General features: G+C 64.1%; 19 protein-coding genes and 1 tRNA gene. 11 read left to right on the top strand and 9 right to left on the bottom strand.

Annotation, left to right across the window (positions count from 1 at the left end):
• Positions 1 to 37: 37 nt before the first annotated feature.
• Positions 38 to 544 carry a hypothetical protein gene (locus FIU81_RS09405; RefSeq protein ID WP_124111788.1) on the top strand — a complete coding sequence of 169 codons (507 nt, stop codon included), beginning with the start codon at positions 38 to 40 and terminating at the stop codon, positions 542 to 544.
• A 58-nt stretch (positions 545 to 602) separates the two neighbouring features.
• Here the strand turns inward: FIU81_RS09405 and FIU81_RS09400 are convergent, their stop codons facing one another.
• From FIU81_RS09400 to rlmB, 3 genes are all read right to left on the bottom strand, one after another.
• Positions 603 to 1,064, bottom strand: a complete 462-nt coding sequence (locus FIU81_RS09400) for a CoA-binding protein (protein WP_124111789.1) — start codon at positions 1,062 to 1,064, stop codon at positions 603 to 605.
• 199 nt (positions 1,065 to 1,263) lie between these two features.
• Positions 1,264 to 1,713 carry a YHS domain-containing (seleno)protein gene (locus tag FIU81_RS09395; protein ID WP_124111790.1) on the bottom strand — a complete coding sequence of 150 codons (450 nt, stop codon included), beginning with the start codon at positions 1,711 to 1,713 and terminating at the stop codon, positions 1,264 to 1,266.
• Between the two features lie 88 nt (positions 1,714 to 1,801).
• A complete protein-coding gene (rlmB, locus tag FIU81_RS09390; RefSeq protein ID WP_124111791.1) occupies positions 1,802 to 2,593 on the bottom strand; it encodes a 23S rRNA (guanosine(2251)-2'-O)-methyltransferase RlmB in 792 nt (263 codons plus the stop codon).
• An 88-nt stretch (positions 2,594 to 2,681) separates the two neighbouring features.
• On the opposite strand from rlmB, the gene FIU81_RS09385 reads away from it, so the two are divergent.
• From FIU81_RS09385 to kdsA, 5 genes are all read left to right on the top strand, one after another.
• Positions 2,682 to 2,765 (top strand) — tRNA-Tyr (locus FIU81_RS09385).
• A 259-nt stretch (positions 2,766 to 3,024) separates the two neighbouring features.
• The gene (locus tag FIU81_RS09380; RefSeq protein ID WP_124111792.1) at positions 3,025 to 4,005 is read left to right on the top strand and encodes a hypothetical protein; all 981 of its coding nucleotides are present in this window, start codon (positions 3,025 to 3,027) and stop codon (positions 4,003 to 4,005) included.
• A 42-nt stretch (positions 4,006 to 4,047) separates the two neighbouring features.
• A complete protein-coding gene (locus FIU81_RS09375; protein ID WP_124111793.1) occupies positions 4,048 to 5,007 on the top strand; it encodes a KpsF/GutQ family sugar-phosphate isomerase in 960 nt (319 codons plus the stop codon).
• A complete protein-coding gene (locus tag FIU81_RS09370) occupies positions 5,004 to 5,792 on the top strand; it encodes a 3-deoxy-manno-octulosonate cytidylyltransferase (protein WP_124111794.1) in 789 nt (262 codons plus the stop codon). Before FIU81_RS09375 ends, FIU81_RS09370 begins: the two co-directional genes overlap by 4 nt.
• A gap of 45 nt (positions 5,793 to 5,837) precedes the next feature.
• Complete coding sequence (gene kdsA / locus FIU81_RS09365) at positions 5,838 to 6,656, top strand: 3-deoxy-8-phosphooctulonate synthase (RefSeq protein ID WP_124111795.1); 819 nt, start codon at positions 5,838 to 5,840, stop codon at positions 6,654 to 6,656.
• On the opposite strand, the gene FIU81_RS09360 is transcribed toward kdsA, so the two are convergent.
• Genes FIU81_RS09360 through FIU81_RS09355 form a run of 3 tightly spaced genes read right to left on the bottom strand, consistent with a single transcriptional unit; the run spans position 6,653 to position 8,188 of the window.
• Positions 6,653 to 7,282, bottom strand: coding sequence for a DUF1638 domain-containing protein (locus FIU81_RS09360; protein ID WP_124111796.1), 630 nt, complete (start codon positions 7,280 to 7,282; stop codon positions 6,653 to 6,655). The genes kdsA and FIU81_RS09360 overlap by 4 nt on opposite strands.
• Entirely contained in the window at positions 7,279 to 7,425 is a 147-nt protein-coding gene (locus FIU81_RS16710) for a hypothetical protein (RefSeq protein ID WP_172971441.1), read from the bottom strand. The genes FIU81_RS09360 and FIU81_RS16710 overlap by 4 nt, the downstream gene beginning before the upstream one ends.
• Before the next feature lie 58 nt (positions 7,426 to 7,483).
• The gene (locus FIU81_RS09355; protein ID WP_124111797.1) at positions 7,484 to 8,188 is read right to left on the bottom strand and encodes a corrinoid protein; all 705 of its coding nucleotides are present in this window, start codon (positions 8,186 to 8,188) and stop codon (positions 7,484 to 7,486) included.
• Between the two features lie 164 nt (positions 8,189 to 8,352).
• Between FIU81_RS09355 and FIU81_RS09350 the strand changes: the two genes are divergently transcribed.
• A complete protein-coding gene (locus tag FIU81_RS09350) occupies positions 8,353 to 9,435 on the top strand; it encodes a PA0069 family radical SAM protein (protein WP_124111798.1) in 1,083 nt (360 codons plus the stop codon).
• Here FIU81_RS09350 and FIU81_RS09345 read toward each other — a convergent pair.
• The 3 genes from FIU81_RS09345 to FIU81_RS09335 all read right to left on the bottom strand — a co-directional run bounded on the left by FIU81_RS09345 (position 9,421) and on the right by FIU81_RS09335 (position 11,235).
• Positions 9,421 to 9,735: a chorismate mutase gene (locus tag FIU81_RS09345; protein ID WP_124111799.1), complete on the bottom strand. Its 315-nt coding sequence runs from the start codon at positions 9,733 to 9,735 to the stop codon at positions 9,421 to 9,423. The two genes, FIU81_RS09350 and FIU81_RS09345, sit on opposite strands and share 15 nt — an antisense overlap.
• A gap of 70 nt (positions 9,736 to 9,805) precedes the next feature.
• A complete protein-coding gene (gene bmt, locus FIU81_RS09340) occupies positions 9,806 to 10,822 on the bottom strand; it encodes a betaine--homocysteine S-methyltransferase (protein WP_124111800.1) in 1,017 nt (338 codons plus the stop codon).
• A gap of 107 nt (positions 10,823 to 10,929) precedes the next feature.
• Positions 10,930 to 11,235 (bottom strand): DUF1476 domain-containing protein, encoded by a 306-nt coding sequence (locus tag FIU81_RS09335; protein ID WP_124111801.1) that lies wholly within the window; start codon positions 11,233 to 11,235, stop codon positions 10,930 to 10,932.
• Positions 11,236 to 11,368: 133 nt separating this feature from the next.
• On the opposite strand from FIU81_RS09335, the gene purC reads away from it, so the two are divergent.
• The 4 genes from purC to purQ are packed head-to-tail and all read left to right on the top strand — an operon-like array spanning position 11,369 to position 13,613.
• Complete coding sequence (purC, locus tag FIU81_RS09330) at positions 11,369 to 12,130, top strand: phosphoribosylaminoimidazolesuccinocarboxamide synthase (RefSeq protein WP_124111802.1); 762 nt, start codon at positions 11,369 to 11,371, stop codon at positions 12,128 to 12,130.
• A 48-nt stretch (positions 12,131 to 12,178) separates the two neighbouring features.
• Positions 12,179 to 12,409 (top strand): phosphoribosylformylglycinamidine synthase subunit PurS, encoded by a 231-nt coding sequence (gene purS, locus FIU81_RS09325; protein WP_124111803.1) that lies wholly within the window; start codon positions 12,179 to 12,181, stop codon positions 12,407 to 12,409.
• Positions 12,409 to 12,948 carry a 5' nucleotidase, NT5C type gene (locus FIU81_RS09320; RefSeq protein WP_124111804.1) on the top strand — a complete coding sequence of 180 codons (540 nt, stop codon included), beginning with the start codon at positions 12,409 to 12,411 and terminating at the stop codon, positions 12,946 to 12,948. The genes purS and FIU81_RS09320 overlap by 1 nt, the downstream gene beginning before the upstream one ends.
• Complete coding sequence (gene purQ / locus FIU81_RS09315) at positions 12,945 to 13,613, top strand: phosphoribosylformylglycinamidine synthase subunit PurQ (protein WP_124111805.1); 669 nt, start codon at positions 12,945 to 12,947, stop codon at positions 13,611 to 13,613. Before FIU81_RS09320 ends, purQ begins: the two co-directional genes overlap by 4 nt.
• Positions 13,614 to 13,637 lie beyond the last annotated feature (24 nt).

The following is a 13,637-nucleotide window of genomic DNA, read 5'->3' as shown; positions in this document are numbered from 1 at the left end:
CGTTGTCGTCTGCTGGGCGGCAAACTAGATAGGGCGGATGACACGTATATTCCCAATTAGCGCCATCGCGCTTGTCGTCGCCCTGGGGGGCTGTGCGCAGCTGTCCGGTCTTGCAAATCGCGGTGGCGGCGATGCTGCCCCCGCCGCGCCAGCGCCCGCTCCGGCCGTTGCCGCGCCCGAAACGCCGGAAGAGGTTGCGATGGTCACCACCGCACCGCCGCCTGCCGCCGGGGCGAACACCGCCGCGTCGCTGGATACCGTGACGGATGAGCAGAAGGCCGCCGCGCAATCGGTGACCGAAGGTGGAAATCGTCTGGGAGAGGTCACGGCCTCTCTGGGCGATCCGACCGAAGGGGGCCTGTGGGTGAAGACGGCGCTTGTATCCTCGACGCAATCGGGCCGGGTCGAGAACCCCGCCAACGGTCAGACCGGACTGGTAGAGCTGCGGCCGGGAGAGGGCGGCACCACGCTGTCCCTGTCGACCATGCGCCTGCTGGAGATCCCGCTGACCGATATCCCGACGGTCGTGCTTTACAGCCAGTAGCTCTTTGCTTTTCTGCAATCCCCCTTGGCCGTCGCCGCGCCATTTGCGCAGCGGCGGCCTATAGCTTGGACGAAATCACGCCCGTCGCGAAACCGCCCATGCGCAATTCGCCGAACAGGCGCTGGTATTCGATCTTCGGGCAGCGATCTATCACCACGGTCAGCCCACGTGCACGGGCTTTCTCGGCGGCCTCTTCATGCACGACGCCGATCTGCATCCAGACCGTTTCAAGGTCGGGCATGACGTCCAACGCCTCGTCCACCAGGGCTGGCACGTGTTCGGGGCGGCGGAAGATATCCAGCATTTGAACGCCGGGCGGCAAATCCGCCAGCGATCCGACGACGGTGCGTCCGAACAGCGTTTGCCCCGCAAGGCCGGGATTGACGGGGTGGACGGTGAAGCCCTTCAGCGAAAGGTAGCGCGCCACGTAGTAGCTGGGACGCACCGGATTCGCCGAAACACCAACGCAGGCGATCGTCTTCGTGCGGTTCAAGATGCGGCGCAGGTCACTGTCGGTCATGGCGCTTTGTGCATCGGTGCGTGCGGTCCCTGCAACAAAAATGCGCCCAAAGCGGTGGGCTTCGGGCGCGAGTGTGGAACGAGGGACAGTGATATCGCGCCGGGTGTTCCGACCCGACGCCTGTGAGCCATATCGGTAGCCAGCGACTCCTTGACCAGAGCCGGTCGCGCCAACGTGAACAAGGCGTGAATCTACTGGATCAGCCCAAAATTGCGGGCCAGTTCGCGCGGCCATTGGCGATTTCTGCGTCGATGTTGCGCAGCCAGCGGTCTCGCACACGCAAGGATGCGTTCAGGTAGAGAGTGCCATCATGCACCGTCCATGCCTCTGGCACGGTGGGTGCAAGGTAGCCGCGCGCGGCGGCATAGGCGCAATACCCACCGAATGCGGGGGCGAGGGCGTCCGGGGATGCTTCGAATCTTTGCCGGGCGTCCGCATCCGCAAACAACCATTCAGCCCCGCGCCAAGTCAGGCTGTGTGCGGTCGATCCTGATACGGGGCCTGCGCCTGCGTGATAGGCGGCAGGGTCGATGCCGCGAATGGCCAAGCCGCCGACAGTGAAGATTTCGGGTTCCGCAGCGCGCACTATGGTGGCGGCAGAGGCGAAGGGCAGGGCGAGTGCGGTGGTCAGAAGGGTCCGGCGATGCATGGGCTATCCTTTCATTTCCAGAAAGGATGCGCCGATGGATGCGCTGGGTCTACGGATTGAAACCACGATGACGCGGTTCTGATAGATGTTACGACCGCGAATACGACCGGGCTTGCGCCGCTGCGAACAGAGCCACCGCCGCGGCGTTCGACACGTTCAAAGACCCGAAGGCGCCCGCCGCGTCGATCCGCACCAGTTGGTCGCAGGTCTCACGCGTGCGCTCTCGCAGGCCCGGACCCTCGGCGCCCAGCACAAGGCACAGTGGGCGGTCGGCGGTGTCGGTCAGCGCCTGCGTTAGGTCCACGGTGGCTTCACCGTCGAGGCCAAGGCAGGTGTAGCCCATCTTCTGCAGCCGGATCAGCGCGTCGCTCAGGTTTCCGACGCGCAGGTAGGGTTGCCGCTCCAGCGCGCCCGATGCCGTCTTGGCGAGCGCACCCGTTTCGGGCGCCGAGTGGCGGGCCGGGGCAATCACCGCGCGCGCGCCGAACACTTCCGCCGAACGCAGGATCGCGCCCACGTTATGCGGGTCGGTCACCCGGTCGAGCGCCACGATGGGGCCGCTGCCGCTGACGGCGATGTCATCCAGCAGACCCCAGTCCAGCGGCTTGACCTCCAGCGCGGCGCCTTGGTGCACCGAACCGGGGTCTAGGGGGGCGGGGAACTTGCGTGGATCGGCCTCGACTACTTCGCAGGTGGCGCTATCCACGATCTCACCCAGACGGTCGCGGGCGTTGCGGGTGACGACCAGCTTGATCTTCTGGCGGGCGGGATTGACCAAGGCGTCGCGCACGGCGTGCAGGCCGAACAGCCACACGGTCGCACGCGCTTCGTCGCGCTGCGCCTGTTCCTTTTCAACAACCCATTTCGGCTTCTTTGTCATGGCGTGCGGGGTGCGCCCGGACGCGTCCGATTGCAAGTCGTTTTCGCCTTGACGGGTTCCGGGGCGGCCTTTAGTCCGCACCCCCAGTGGGCGACAGGCCGCAAGGTGTGGCAGGGGACTGTAACTCCCTCGCGGAGACGCACGCCTGGTTCGATTCCAGGGTCGCCCACCACTTTCATAATCGAAGATTTGAGAAAAGCGCGCGGAAGTGGTTGCGTGGCAAACACGTGCGGCACCCGTCAGATATCTAGCGACCGCCGCTTCCAATCAGCCTCTACCCCTTACCAAAACTTCCCGTGCGCCGCACGCTAGGGGCAACCTCAAGGCAGGACTCGCGCAAACACTGCGGACAAATGACGAATACCGCCGATGCCCCTAGGCGGCCGGGTTTGCGTCGTGTTAACGACCTGTCAAAAGACAATGAGGCGTTCGTGACAGAGACCTTCGATATCGCGCTTGTCGGCCACAAGGGCCGGATCGGGTATGAGGCGGCGCTGTTCGTTGCCTCTTTGCGTCAGGCCGATCCAGATTTCGCGGGCCGCGTCATCGTGCTGGAGCCGCAACCCGGTGCGAAATGGCCGGGTGATCCGCGACTGGAGGAACCCGTCGCCGATCTGCTGACCAAACTGGGCGCAGAGATCCGCCCCTTCGAGAGCCGTCATTTCGGTGCCTCCTACGCCTACGGCAACAAGATCGAAGGGCTGTTGGCTCTGGACCCGGACGCGCCCTTCGTTTTCTTCGACAGCGACACGCTGGTTCATGGCACGTTGTCCGCCGTGCCTTTCGACTTTGATCGTCCCGCAGCATCCATGCGGCGCGAAGGCACGTGGCCCGAGCTTCAGCTCTACGGTCCGGGCTACGCCGAAATCTGGAAGTCGCTCTACGACACGTTCGATCTGGACTTCGAAAGCTCGCTCGATCCCGCGCAGCCCGATGAATACTGGGAGCGTTATCTCTACTTCAACGCAGGTTGGTTCTTTGCCCGTTCCGGCCCCGCATTTGGCCAAAAATGGCTGGATCATGCATTGGCGATCCGCGACGATCCGCCAGAGGCAGCGCAACTGCAATCCTTCGATCCTTGGCTCGACCAGGTCGCGCTGCCACTGACCATTCACGCCATGGGCGGCGGTCGGCCTGGCCCCGAGCTGGACGGGCTGGATGGCGACGTCACGACCCATTACCGGCTGATGCCGCTGCTGTATGCGCGAGAAAGCGACGCGGCGATTGCGGTGGCAGAGGCCGCGATGGCCGAGAACAAGGTGAAGAAGGTTCTGAAAGAGCACGAACCTTTCAAGCGCTTCCTGCTGCAAGGCAAGGGTGCGCGGGCGCGTGATCTGTTCGCCGACGGTCTGCCGCGCAAGGAACGTGCGATCCGCAACCGGTTGAAATCGGCCAATCTGTGGATGCGATAGGCGGGCTTTGACGCGCGCCATCGCCAAGCCTAGAAGGCGGCCATGAACAGTGATGCGATCCTAAGCGCCGCGCGGCGCGTGTTGGCGACCGAGGGCGCGGCTTTGACCGCGATGTCCGAAGCGCTGCCCGATGGCTTTGCCGCCGCCGTGCGGGCGATCCGCGATGCGCCCGGTCGGGTGGTCGTGGCCGGGGTGGGCAAGTCGGGCCATGTGGGCCGCAAGATCGCGGCCACCTTCGCCTCGACCGGGACCCCCGCCATGTTCGTCCACCCGACAGAGGCGAGCCACGGCGACCTGGGTATGATCGGAACGGGCGACGTCTGCATTGTTCTGTCGAACTCGGGCGAGACCTCTGAATTACGCGACCTGATCGCCTATTGCCGTCGCTTCGCGATCCCGCTGGTCGCTATCACAAGCCGTGCCGGGTCCACCGTCGCGGCCGCCGCCGATCACGCACTGGTTCTGCCCAAGCAGCCGGAAGCCTGCCCGATGGGCCTTGCGCCTACAACGTCGACCACGATGACGATGGCCTTGGGTGATGCACTTGCCGTCGCCTTGATGGACCTGCGCGGCTTCACCGCCGAAGGCTTCGGCACCTTCCACCCCGGCGGCAAGCTGGGGGCGCAGCTGGCACGGGTGTCGATGCTGATGCACGGCGGCGATGACTTGCCGCGTGTGTCGCCGCAAACGGACATGGGTGAGACCCTGATTGAAATGACCTCCAAGGGCTTCGGCATCGCGGCGGTCGTCGGCCCGGATGGCAGCCTGCAAGGCGTTGTGACCGACGGCGACCTGCGCCGCAACATGGCCGGACTGATGGAGCGGACCGCCGGAGATGTGGCATCCGGCGCGCCCGTGACGGTCGGGCCGGACATGCTGGCGGCTGAGGCGCTGGCGATCCTGCAGGACCGGCGTATCTCTGTTCTGATGGTCACCGACGACGCAGGCGCGCCTGTTGGTGTGCTGCATATCCACGATCTGCTAAGGGCCGGAGTCGCATGAAAGCAGCCATCCTGATCCCCGCCCGCTATGCATCGACCCGGTATCCGGGCAAGCCGTTGGTGGAACTGGCGCTGCCCGACGGCACGCGCAAGTCCTTGATTCGGCTGACGTGGGATGCCGCGCAGAAGGTCGTGGGCGACCATGCGATCCATGTCTGCACCGATGACGACCGGATCGCGGATCACGCGCGCGGCTTCGGTGCGTCGGTCATCATGACCCCCGAAAGCTGTCGCAACGGCACCGAGCGTTGTGCAGCGGCGGTGGCGACGGGGAAGATCGACGCGGATGTGATCGTGAACCTGCAGGGCGACGCGCCTCTGACCCCGCCATGGTTCGTCGAGGCGTTGATCGACGCGATGCAGGGCGGCACGCCGGTCGCCACCCCGGTGCTGCGCTGCGATGCCACGACCTACGGCCATTTCATCGAGGATCGCAAACAGGGCCGCGTTGGCGGCACTACGGCGGTGTTCGGGACGGGGGGCAAGGCGCTTTATTTCTCGAAGGAAGTCATCCCCTTCGTCGACCCCGGCAAGCTGGACCCCGACAATGTGCCCGTCTTCCACCACGTCGGCGTCTACGCCTACACGCGCGATGCGCTCGCCGCCTATGCCGAGCTTTCCGAAGGCCCGCTGGAACGTCTGGAGGGGCTGGAGCAGCTGCGTTTTCTTGAGAACGGCTGGCATGTCGCCTGTATCGAAGTCGATGGTCGCGGACGTGTCTTCTGGGAGCTGAACAATCCCGGAGACGTGCCGCGCATCGAAAGCGTGATCGACCAACTCGACTGATCTTCTTTGCTTTTTGCAAATACCCAAATCCCGAAGGGCTATGCCATGACCGTCACCATCCGCGATATCGAAGTCGGCGATGCCAACCCTTTCGCCCTGATCACCGGCCCGTGCCAGCTGGAGAGTCTGGACCACGCACGCATGATGGCCGAGCGGATCGCGCAGGCCTGCGCGCCCACGGGTACGCGCTTCATTTTCAAGGCCAGTTACGACAAGGCCAACCGCTCTTCGCTTGGGTCCACGCGGGGCCTTGGCATGGATGAAGGGCTGTCCATCCTGTCGAAGATCGGTGCGGAATTCGACTGCCCGACCCTGACGGACGTGCATCTGCCCGACCATTGCGGCCCGGCCGCACAGGCCTGCGATGTAATCCAGATCCCCGCCTTCCTGTGCCGCCAGACCGACCTGCTGCTGGCGGCAGGTGAGACGGGTGCGGCGATCAACGTCAAGAAGGGCCAGTTTCTGGCACCTTGGGACATGGCGAATGTGGCAACCAAGATCGCGTCGACCGGAAACGAGCGGATCATGCTGTGTGACCGTGGCACCAGCTTTGGCTACAATACGTTGGTCAGCGACTTCCGTGGCCTGCCGATCATGGCGCAAACGGGCTACCCGGTCGTCTTCGACGCCACGCACTCGGTTCAACAACCCGGCGGGCAGGGCGCGACCAGCGGCGGCCAACGCCAGTTCGCGCCGGTGCTCGCCCGCGCGGCCTGCGCCGTGGGCGTGTCGGCGCTGTTCATCGAAACGCATGAAGACCCCGACAATGCGCCGTCGGATGGCCCGAACATGATCCCTGTGGATCAGATGGGCGACCTGATCGGACGCCTGCGCGCCATCGACGATCTGATGAAGCAGGGCTAAAGCCCGGTCACCGTCGTTTCGAGATCGCCGTAGCCCGTGAAACGTCGCTCGAAGCCTAGGCCGAGCGCATCGGCGGCAGCTTTCGCTTTTTCAGTCAGCACCGCATCATCCGTCTGCGCCATGAAGACAACCTTCCGGTAGTTCCCGAAATACATGTCCCGCAACTCTGGGTGACGGTCCAGTCCAAGGGGGCGCGTCACGAAAGCGTCGAACTGACGGGCGAGGAAATCCGTCAGGTAGAATGCGTCGATCTCATCGCGTGCGGCGAACGCATCCACGCCTTCGAAGAACGCGTAGCAGTGTGCGCCCGGCAAGCGGTCCAGACCCAATTCGGCACAAAGCGCGTCAATTTCGCCGCCGGTGCCGCAGTCGCCGTAACCGATCAGGATCGTATCGTAGTCTTCGCGATGGCGCTCTACCGCCGCGCGCAACGCGGTTACGATGCGCGCGGGCGTGTTGTGCAGAATGGCAGGCAGGCAGGCGAGATCCACGTGGCTCAAACCAGTTTGCCGCGTCAGCGCGGTGATCTCTCGCGCCAGCGCACCGCAGGCCAAAACCAGCACGCGGCCCCGCCCGTTCGGGGCGATACCGTCTTCGGTCAGGGCGTGATCGTCCGGTAGACTCACAAGCGGCGCATGAGAAGGGCAGCGACCAGCGTGGCGGGCAGAACTGCCGCGATGGGCCAGCCAATAGCGGTAACGCCCCAGACTGTTAATCCGGCGGCGGCGATTACGGAGACGAGGATCAGCAGGAAGATGTGCGTGGGCATGGTTAATAGATGGGAGGTCGGGGGAGGGGCCGCAAGTCGTGCGGCCCGCACCATCCGATCAGGCCTGTGCGCCCATCTGGTTGTGCTTGCGCGCTACGAAGTCCTTGGCCGTCTCGACCGCGACGGCCGCGTCGCGGCAGTAGGCGTCAGCCCCGATCGCGCGACCAAACTCTTCGTTTAGGGGCGCGCCGCCGACCAGCACGATGTAGTTGTCGCGGATGCCTTGTTCGGACATCGTATCGATCACGACCTTCATGTAGGGCATCGTGGTCGTCAGCAGGGCAGACATGCCAAGAATATCCGGCTGCTCGCGCTCCAGCGCCTCCAGATAGGCCTCGACCGGGTTGTTGATGCCAAGGTCCACGACTTCGAAGCCCGCGCCCTCCATCATCATCGACACAAGGTTCTTTCCGATGTCGTGGATATCGCCCTTCACGGTGCCGATCACCATCTTGCCCATGCGCGGCGCGCCGGTCTCGACCAGCAGCGGCTTCAGAATCGCCATGCCGCCCTTCATGGCGTTCGCGGCCAGCAGCACTTCGGGCACGAACAGGATGCCATCGCGGAAGTCGTGACCCACGATGGTCATGCCAGCGACAAGCGCCTTGGTCAGAATGTCGTAGGGGGTCCATCCACGTTCGAGCAGGATGATCACCGATTCTTCGATCTCGGCTTTCATGCCGTCGTACAGATCGTCCATCATCTGCTCGACAAGCTCGTCGTCGCTCAGATCGGCCAGGATGATTTCTTCGTCGTCCGCCATTGCTCCGGCCTCCTTCGGGTTTCCCGCCATTGCGCGCAAAAGCGTCGCGCGGGCTGATATGTTTGCGACGTCACTGCGCTATTTGCCGACACTCCGTCAAATGCACGTTGCACATGAAGGATATGAGGGTTTCGCGCGTTCCCTTTATGTTCTAACTTGCGGCTATGACCGACCTGCCGCCTCAACCGCACAAGCGCACGCGCGCCCGTGGGACCGACCGCAACCCAGAGACGCGGTTCGATGCCCATGTGCGAGAGGCGGTGGATGATGGCTGGACTCCGGATGAGCCTGCGTTGGCGCGGACGGAAGTGTCGGTGGAACGGCCCCGCAGCATCATCGCACGCAACACCTCTCCTGACATCTCGTTCGATCGATCCATCAATCCCTATCGGGGGTGTGAGCACGGTTGCATCTACTGCTTCGCGCGGCCCTCGCACGGCTACTTGGGGATGTCGCCCGGCCTTGATTTCGAGACCAAGCTGATCGCGCGACCAGACGCGGCGGCGGTGTTGGAGCGGCAATTGCGCGCCCGCAGCTACCGGCCTGCCACCATCGCCATCGGAACGAACACCGACCCCTATCAGCCGATAGAGCGGGAGTGGCGCGTGATGCGGCAGGTGTTGGAGGTGTTGGAGCGCTTCCGCCACCCGGTCGCCATCGCCACCAAGGGCGTGATGATCGAACGCGACGCCGACATATTGGCTCGGATGAGCGGGCAAGGGCTGGCGCGGGCCGGCATCAGCATCACAACGCTGGATGCCGAACTGGCCCGCACGATGGAGCCGCGCGTGCCGTCGCCCAAGCGGCGTTTGCAGGCGATCGAACGCTTGGCGAAGGCCGGGGTTGAAGTGCGGGTGATGGTCTCTCCTGTCGTGCCGGGCCTGACGGACACAGAAATCGACGCGATCCTGGCTGCGGCGCGCGACGCGGGCGCTGTTGCGGCCTCTTGGATCATGCTGCGTCTGCCGTTCGAAGTCGCGGGCTTGTTTGAAGATTGGCTGGAGCGTCACGCGCCGAACAAGCGAGACAAGGTGCTTGCCCGCGTGCGCGAGATGCACGGCGGCGCGCTTTATTCGGCGGACTGGGGTCACCGGATGCGGGGAGAGGGTCTGTTCGCCGAGCTGACAGCCAAGCGGTTCGAAATGGCGGTAAGGCGACTGGGGCTGAAGACCGACCTGCCACCCCTGCGCAGCGATCTGTTCGCGGTGCCGCTGGGGGACGCGGATCAGCCGTCACTCTTCGACTGACGGACCCAGCACCTTTTCTTCGCGTACAATGGCCCATTCTATGAACAGCCGCCAGATCTGTTCGGCCAGATCAGGATCGAGATCCTTATCCTCCGCCAACGCACGCACATTCGCGACGACGGCAGCGATCCGATCCGTCGTCCGCGCGGGCAGACCTTCGGCTGGCTTCAACTGCGCCGCGCGGTCGATATAACCAACCCGCTCGGCCAGCAACTCGATCAGATCGCGGTCGATACTGTCGATGGCGGCGCGCAGCTCGGACATGTTGCTGCACTCTTTTGCCGTGCGCCGGTCGCTCATCGCCTGTCCTTCACTGTTCCGAAAATACCTCGGGGAGTGTGAGGGGCAGAGCCCCTCGCTCTGTAATCGCTCAGGTGCGCCGACGCCCGCGGCGTTCGCGCTGGGGCTGGCCGCTTTGGTCGCCGGTGCCGTCACTGGCGGACGAGAATCCGCCCAGCTTCGCGCCGATCTCTTCCAGCGTCGGCGCGTCGCCCTTGGGGCGGGTTTCCAGCGCCTCTTTCATCGCGGTCAGATGCTCCGGCGTCGTGCCGCAGCAGCCGCCGATGATCCGCGCGCCGCAGTTGCGCGCCATTTCGGCATAGTTCGCCATGACCTCTGGCGTGCCGTCGTAGTGGATGTGCCCGTCGACGTACTTGGGAATCCCTGCGTTGCCCTTGGCGATGACGGGGCGGGATGCGCCAGCCTCGATGAAACCCAGAACGGTGCGCAGCAGATCGGACGCGCCGACGCCGCAGTTTGCGCCGAAGGCCAGGGGGGCGTGCTTCATCTTGCCGACGATCTTGACCATTTCTTCGCTGGTCGTGCCCATCATCGTGCGTCCGGCGGTGTCGAAGCTCATGGTGCCGCAGAAGGGCATATCCACCAGTGCAGCGGCCTCGGCAGCGGCGCGGTACTCTTCCGGGGCACTGATCGTCTCGACCCAAAGAACGTCAACGCCGCCTTCCTTCAAGCCCTCTGCCTGTTCGTGAAACATCTCGACGGCCAGCTCATGGGTCAGCGCGCCCAGCGGAGCCATGACCTCGCCGGTCGGACCCATAGAGCCTGCCACGATGATCGGACGACCGGCCGTGTCGGCCACTTCGCGACCCAGTTCAGCGCCCGCGCGGTTCAGCTCTCGTACGCGGTCCTGACCGTCGTGCAGTTTCAAGCGCGCGGCGTTGCCGCCGAAGGTGTTGGTCAGGAACAGGTCAGAGCCGGACTGCACCGGCCCGGAATACAGGGCGCGAATGTCGTCGGGGCGGTCCACGTTCCAGAACTCCGGGCTGTCGCCGGACGACAGGCCCATGTTGAACAGCGTGGTGCCCGTGGCGCCATCGGCGAGGATCCAGTCGCGGGTTGAAAGCATCTTCGTCAGGGCGTCGGGCATGGTCTGTCCTTGAATGAATGGGTCGCGCGGGCATCGCACAGCCACCGCGCCCGCGCAAACGCGCGTTCTTCAAGATGTCATGCGCGGCCTGCATGAAGCAAGCCAGGCTAGCCCTTGTCGGCGAGGTCGGCTTTCGCCTGATCCATCATCTCTGCCATCTTGGCGCGGATGGTCGCCTCGTCGGCCTTGCCCTCCAGATCGCCTGCAAGCTTGCGATAGACGTCTTCGTCGCCTGCTTCCTCGAAGTCGGCGCGGGCGACTTCCTTGGCGTATTCCGTCGGATCACGGTCCAGCAGGCCTGCGGCCCAGTGGCCGAGCAGGCGGTTGCGGCGGGATTCGGCCTTGAACTGCATGTCGGCGTCGTGGGCGAACTTATCTTCGAAGGATTTCTTGCGGTCTTCCATCGATGCCATGTCGGTCTCTCCCTTTGGTGAATGTCACTTGATCGATATGCGCATGGCGCACGACGTTTCCAAGCGCGGCGCGTCCTTGTCGGGTTTGCGGCTTTGTCCTATAGGCGGGCGGAACTGGCGAAAGGGCCCCCGAATGGCACGGCGCAACAAGGTCTACGAAGGCAAGGCGAAAATTCTCTACGAGGGTCCGGAGCCCGGCACTTTGGTACAATATTTCAAGGACGACGCCACCGCCTTCAACGCCGAGAAGAAGGCGACGATCGAGGGCAAGGGTGTGCTGAACAACCGCCTGTCAGAGTTCTTCATGACCGGCCTCGCGCAGATCGGCGTGCCGACGCATTTCATCAAGCGCTTGAACATGCGCGAGCAGTTGATCCGCCAGGTCGAGATCATCCCGCTGGAAGTCATCGTGCGCAACTTCGCCGCCGGATCGCTGTCCAAGCGTCTGGGGATCGAAGAGGGTACGGCTCTGCCGCGTCCCATCGTCGAATTCTGCCTGAAGGACGACAAGCTGGGCGATCCGCTGGTGTCGGAAGAGCATATCATGGCGTTCGGCTGGGCCGAGCAACGTGACCTGGACGACATGGTGGCGCTGGCGCTGCGGGTGAACGATTTCATGTCTGGCATGATGCTGGCCGTCGGCATCAAGCTGGTGGACTTCAAGATCGAGATCGGTCGCGTCTGGGACAATGACTTCATGCGCCTGATCGTGGCCGATGAGATCAGCCCCGATTCGTGCCGCCTGTGGGACATCGAAAGCGGCCAGAAGCTGGACAAGGACGTGTTCCGCCGGGATCTGGGCTCTCTGACCGACGCCTATACCGAAGTGGCCCGTCGCCTTGGCGTGTTGCCGTCCAACGTGACCCACGCGCCGAAGCCAACGCTGATCAACTGACCAACTGCGGGCTTTGGGTATTTCAGGAAAGCAAAGAGGGTAGGCGCCATGAAGGTTCGTGTTGTCGTGATGCTGAAGGAGGGCGTTCTGGATCCGCAGGGCGAGGCGATCCGCCATGCCTTGGGGGCGATGGGCTTTGACGGCGTGAACGGCGTGCGGCAGGGCAAGGTGATCGCGCTCGACGTGGCCGATGGCACGACGGAAGACGAGGTCGCACAGATGTGCGAGCGGCTTCTGGCGAACACGGTGATCGAAAGCTACACCGTGGAAATGCCGTGATGCGCATCGCCATCGACATGGACGAGGTGATCGCCGACACCGCCGCCGTGAAGCAGCGAATCCTGGCCGATATGGGCATCGAGATCAGCCGCGAGGTCGCGCGGGGCCGTGAATTCAAGGACATGGTGCCTGAGGCGACCGCGACTGAAATGGCGCGTGTGATGCATACGGGTCTGCCATTCGCGAACGCCCCTGTGGTGGATGGCGCGGTGGACGGGTTGCGCGCTTTGCAAGACCGACACGAGGTCTTCATCGCGACGGCCGCCATGGAATATCCCGCATCATGCAGCCACAAGATCGCCTGGATGGAGCGTCACTTCCCGTTCATCGACCGGCTGAACCTCGTGTTCTGCGGCGACAAGAGCATCCTGAACGCCGATGTTCTGATCGACGACCATACCCGACATTTCGACGGGTTCATGGGGCAGGGGGTCTGCTTCACGGCCCACCACAATCTGGACGAGGATCCGGCCTATCGGCTGGACCGCTGGTCCGATGCCGAGGCCATGATGGTCCGCATCGAGGAGGCGCGCGTATGAGAGCGGCAGTCATCGTATTCCCCGGATCGAACTGCGACCGCGACCTCAAGGTCGCGTTCGAGGATGCCGGATTTGCCGTGAAAATGGTCTGGCACAAAGAACAGACGCTGCCCGATGGGGTCGACGTGGTCGGCGTGCCGGGCGGGTTTTCTTACGGCGACTACCTGCGGTCGGGCGCCATCGCCGCGACCTCTCCGGTGTGTCGGGCTGTCGCGGATCATGCGGTGCGCGGTGGCTTTGTTCTGGGTATCTGCAACGGGTTCCAAGTGCTGACGGAGACGCAGCTTTTGCCCGGTGCGCTGATGCGCAACGCCGGCATCAAGTACATCTGCCGCACCGTGCCGCTGGTGGTGGGCGACGCCGAAAGCGCATTTACCGAAGGTTACACTGCGGGCGAGACCATCCAGATCCCCATCGCGCACCATGATGGCAACTACACCGCCGACGCGGACACGTTGGCCCGGTTGCGCGGCGAGGGGCGCGTTGCCTTCAGCTACGCCGAGAATCCGAATGGGTCGGTCCACAATATCGCGGGTGTGCTGTCGGAGAATCGCCGCGTGCTGGGGATGATGCCCCATCCCGAGCGGGCAGCCGATCCCGCCTTGGGTGGCACCGACGGCAAGCGACTTTTCGCCGGTTTGGCTGGTGCGCTTGCCCAAGCGTAAGCTTGTTGGCGGGACGCGCGCCCA

Origin of the sequence: Palleronia sp. THAF1, assembly GCF_009363795.1 — a bacterium.
Classification (GTDB): Bacteria; Pseudomonadota; Alphaproteobacteria; order Rhodobacterales; family Rhodobacteraceae; genus Palleronia.
The sequence above is the reverse complement of the archived record's forward strand: the minus strand, read 5'-3'. Positions and strand labels throughout refer to the sequence as shown.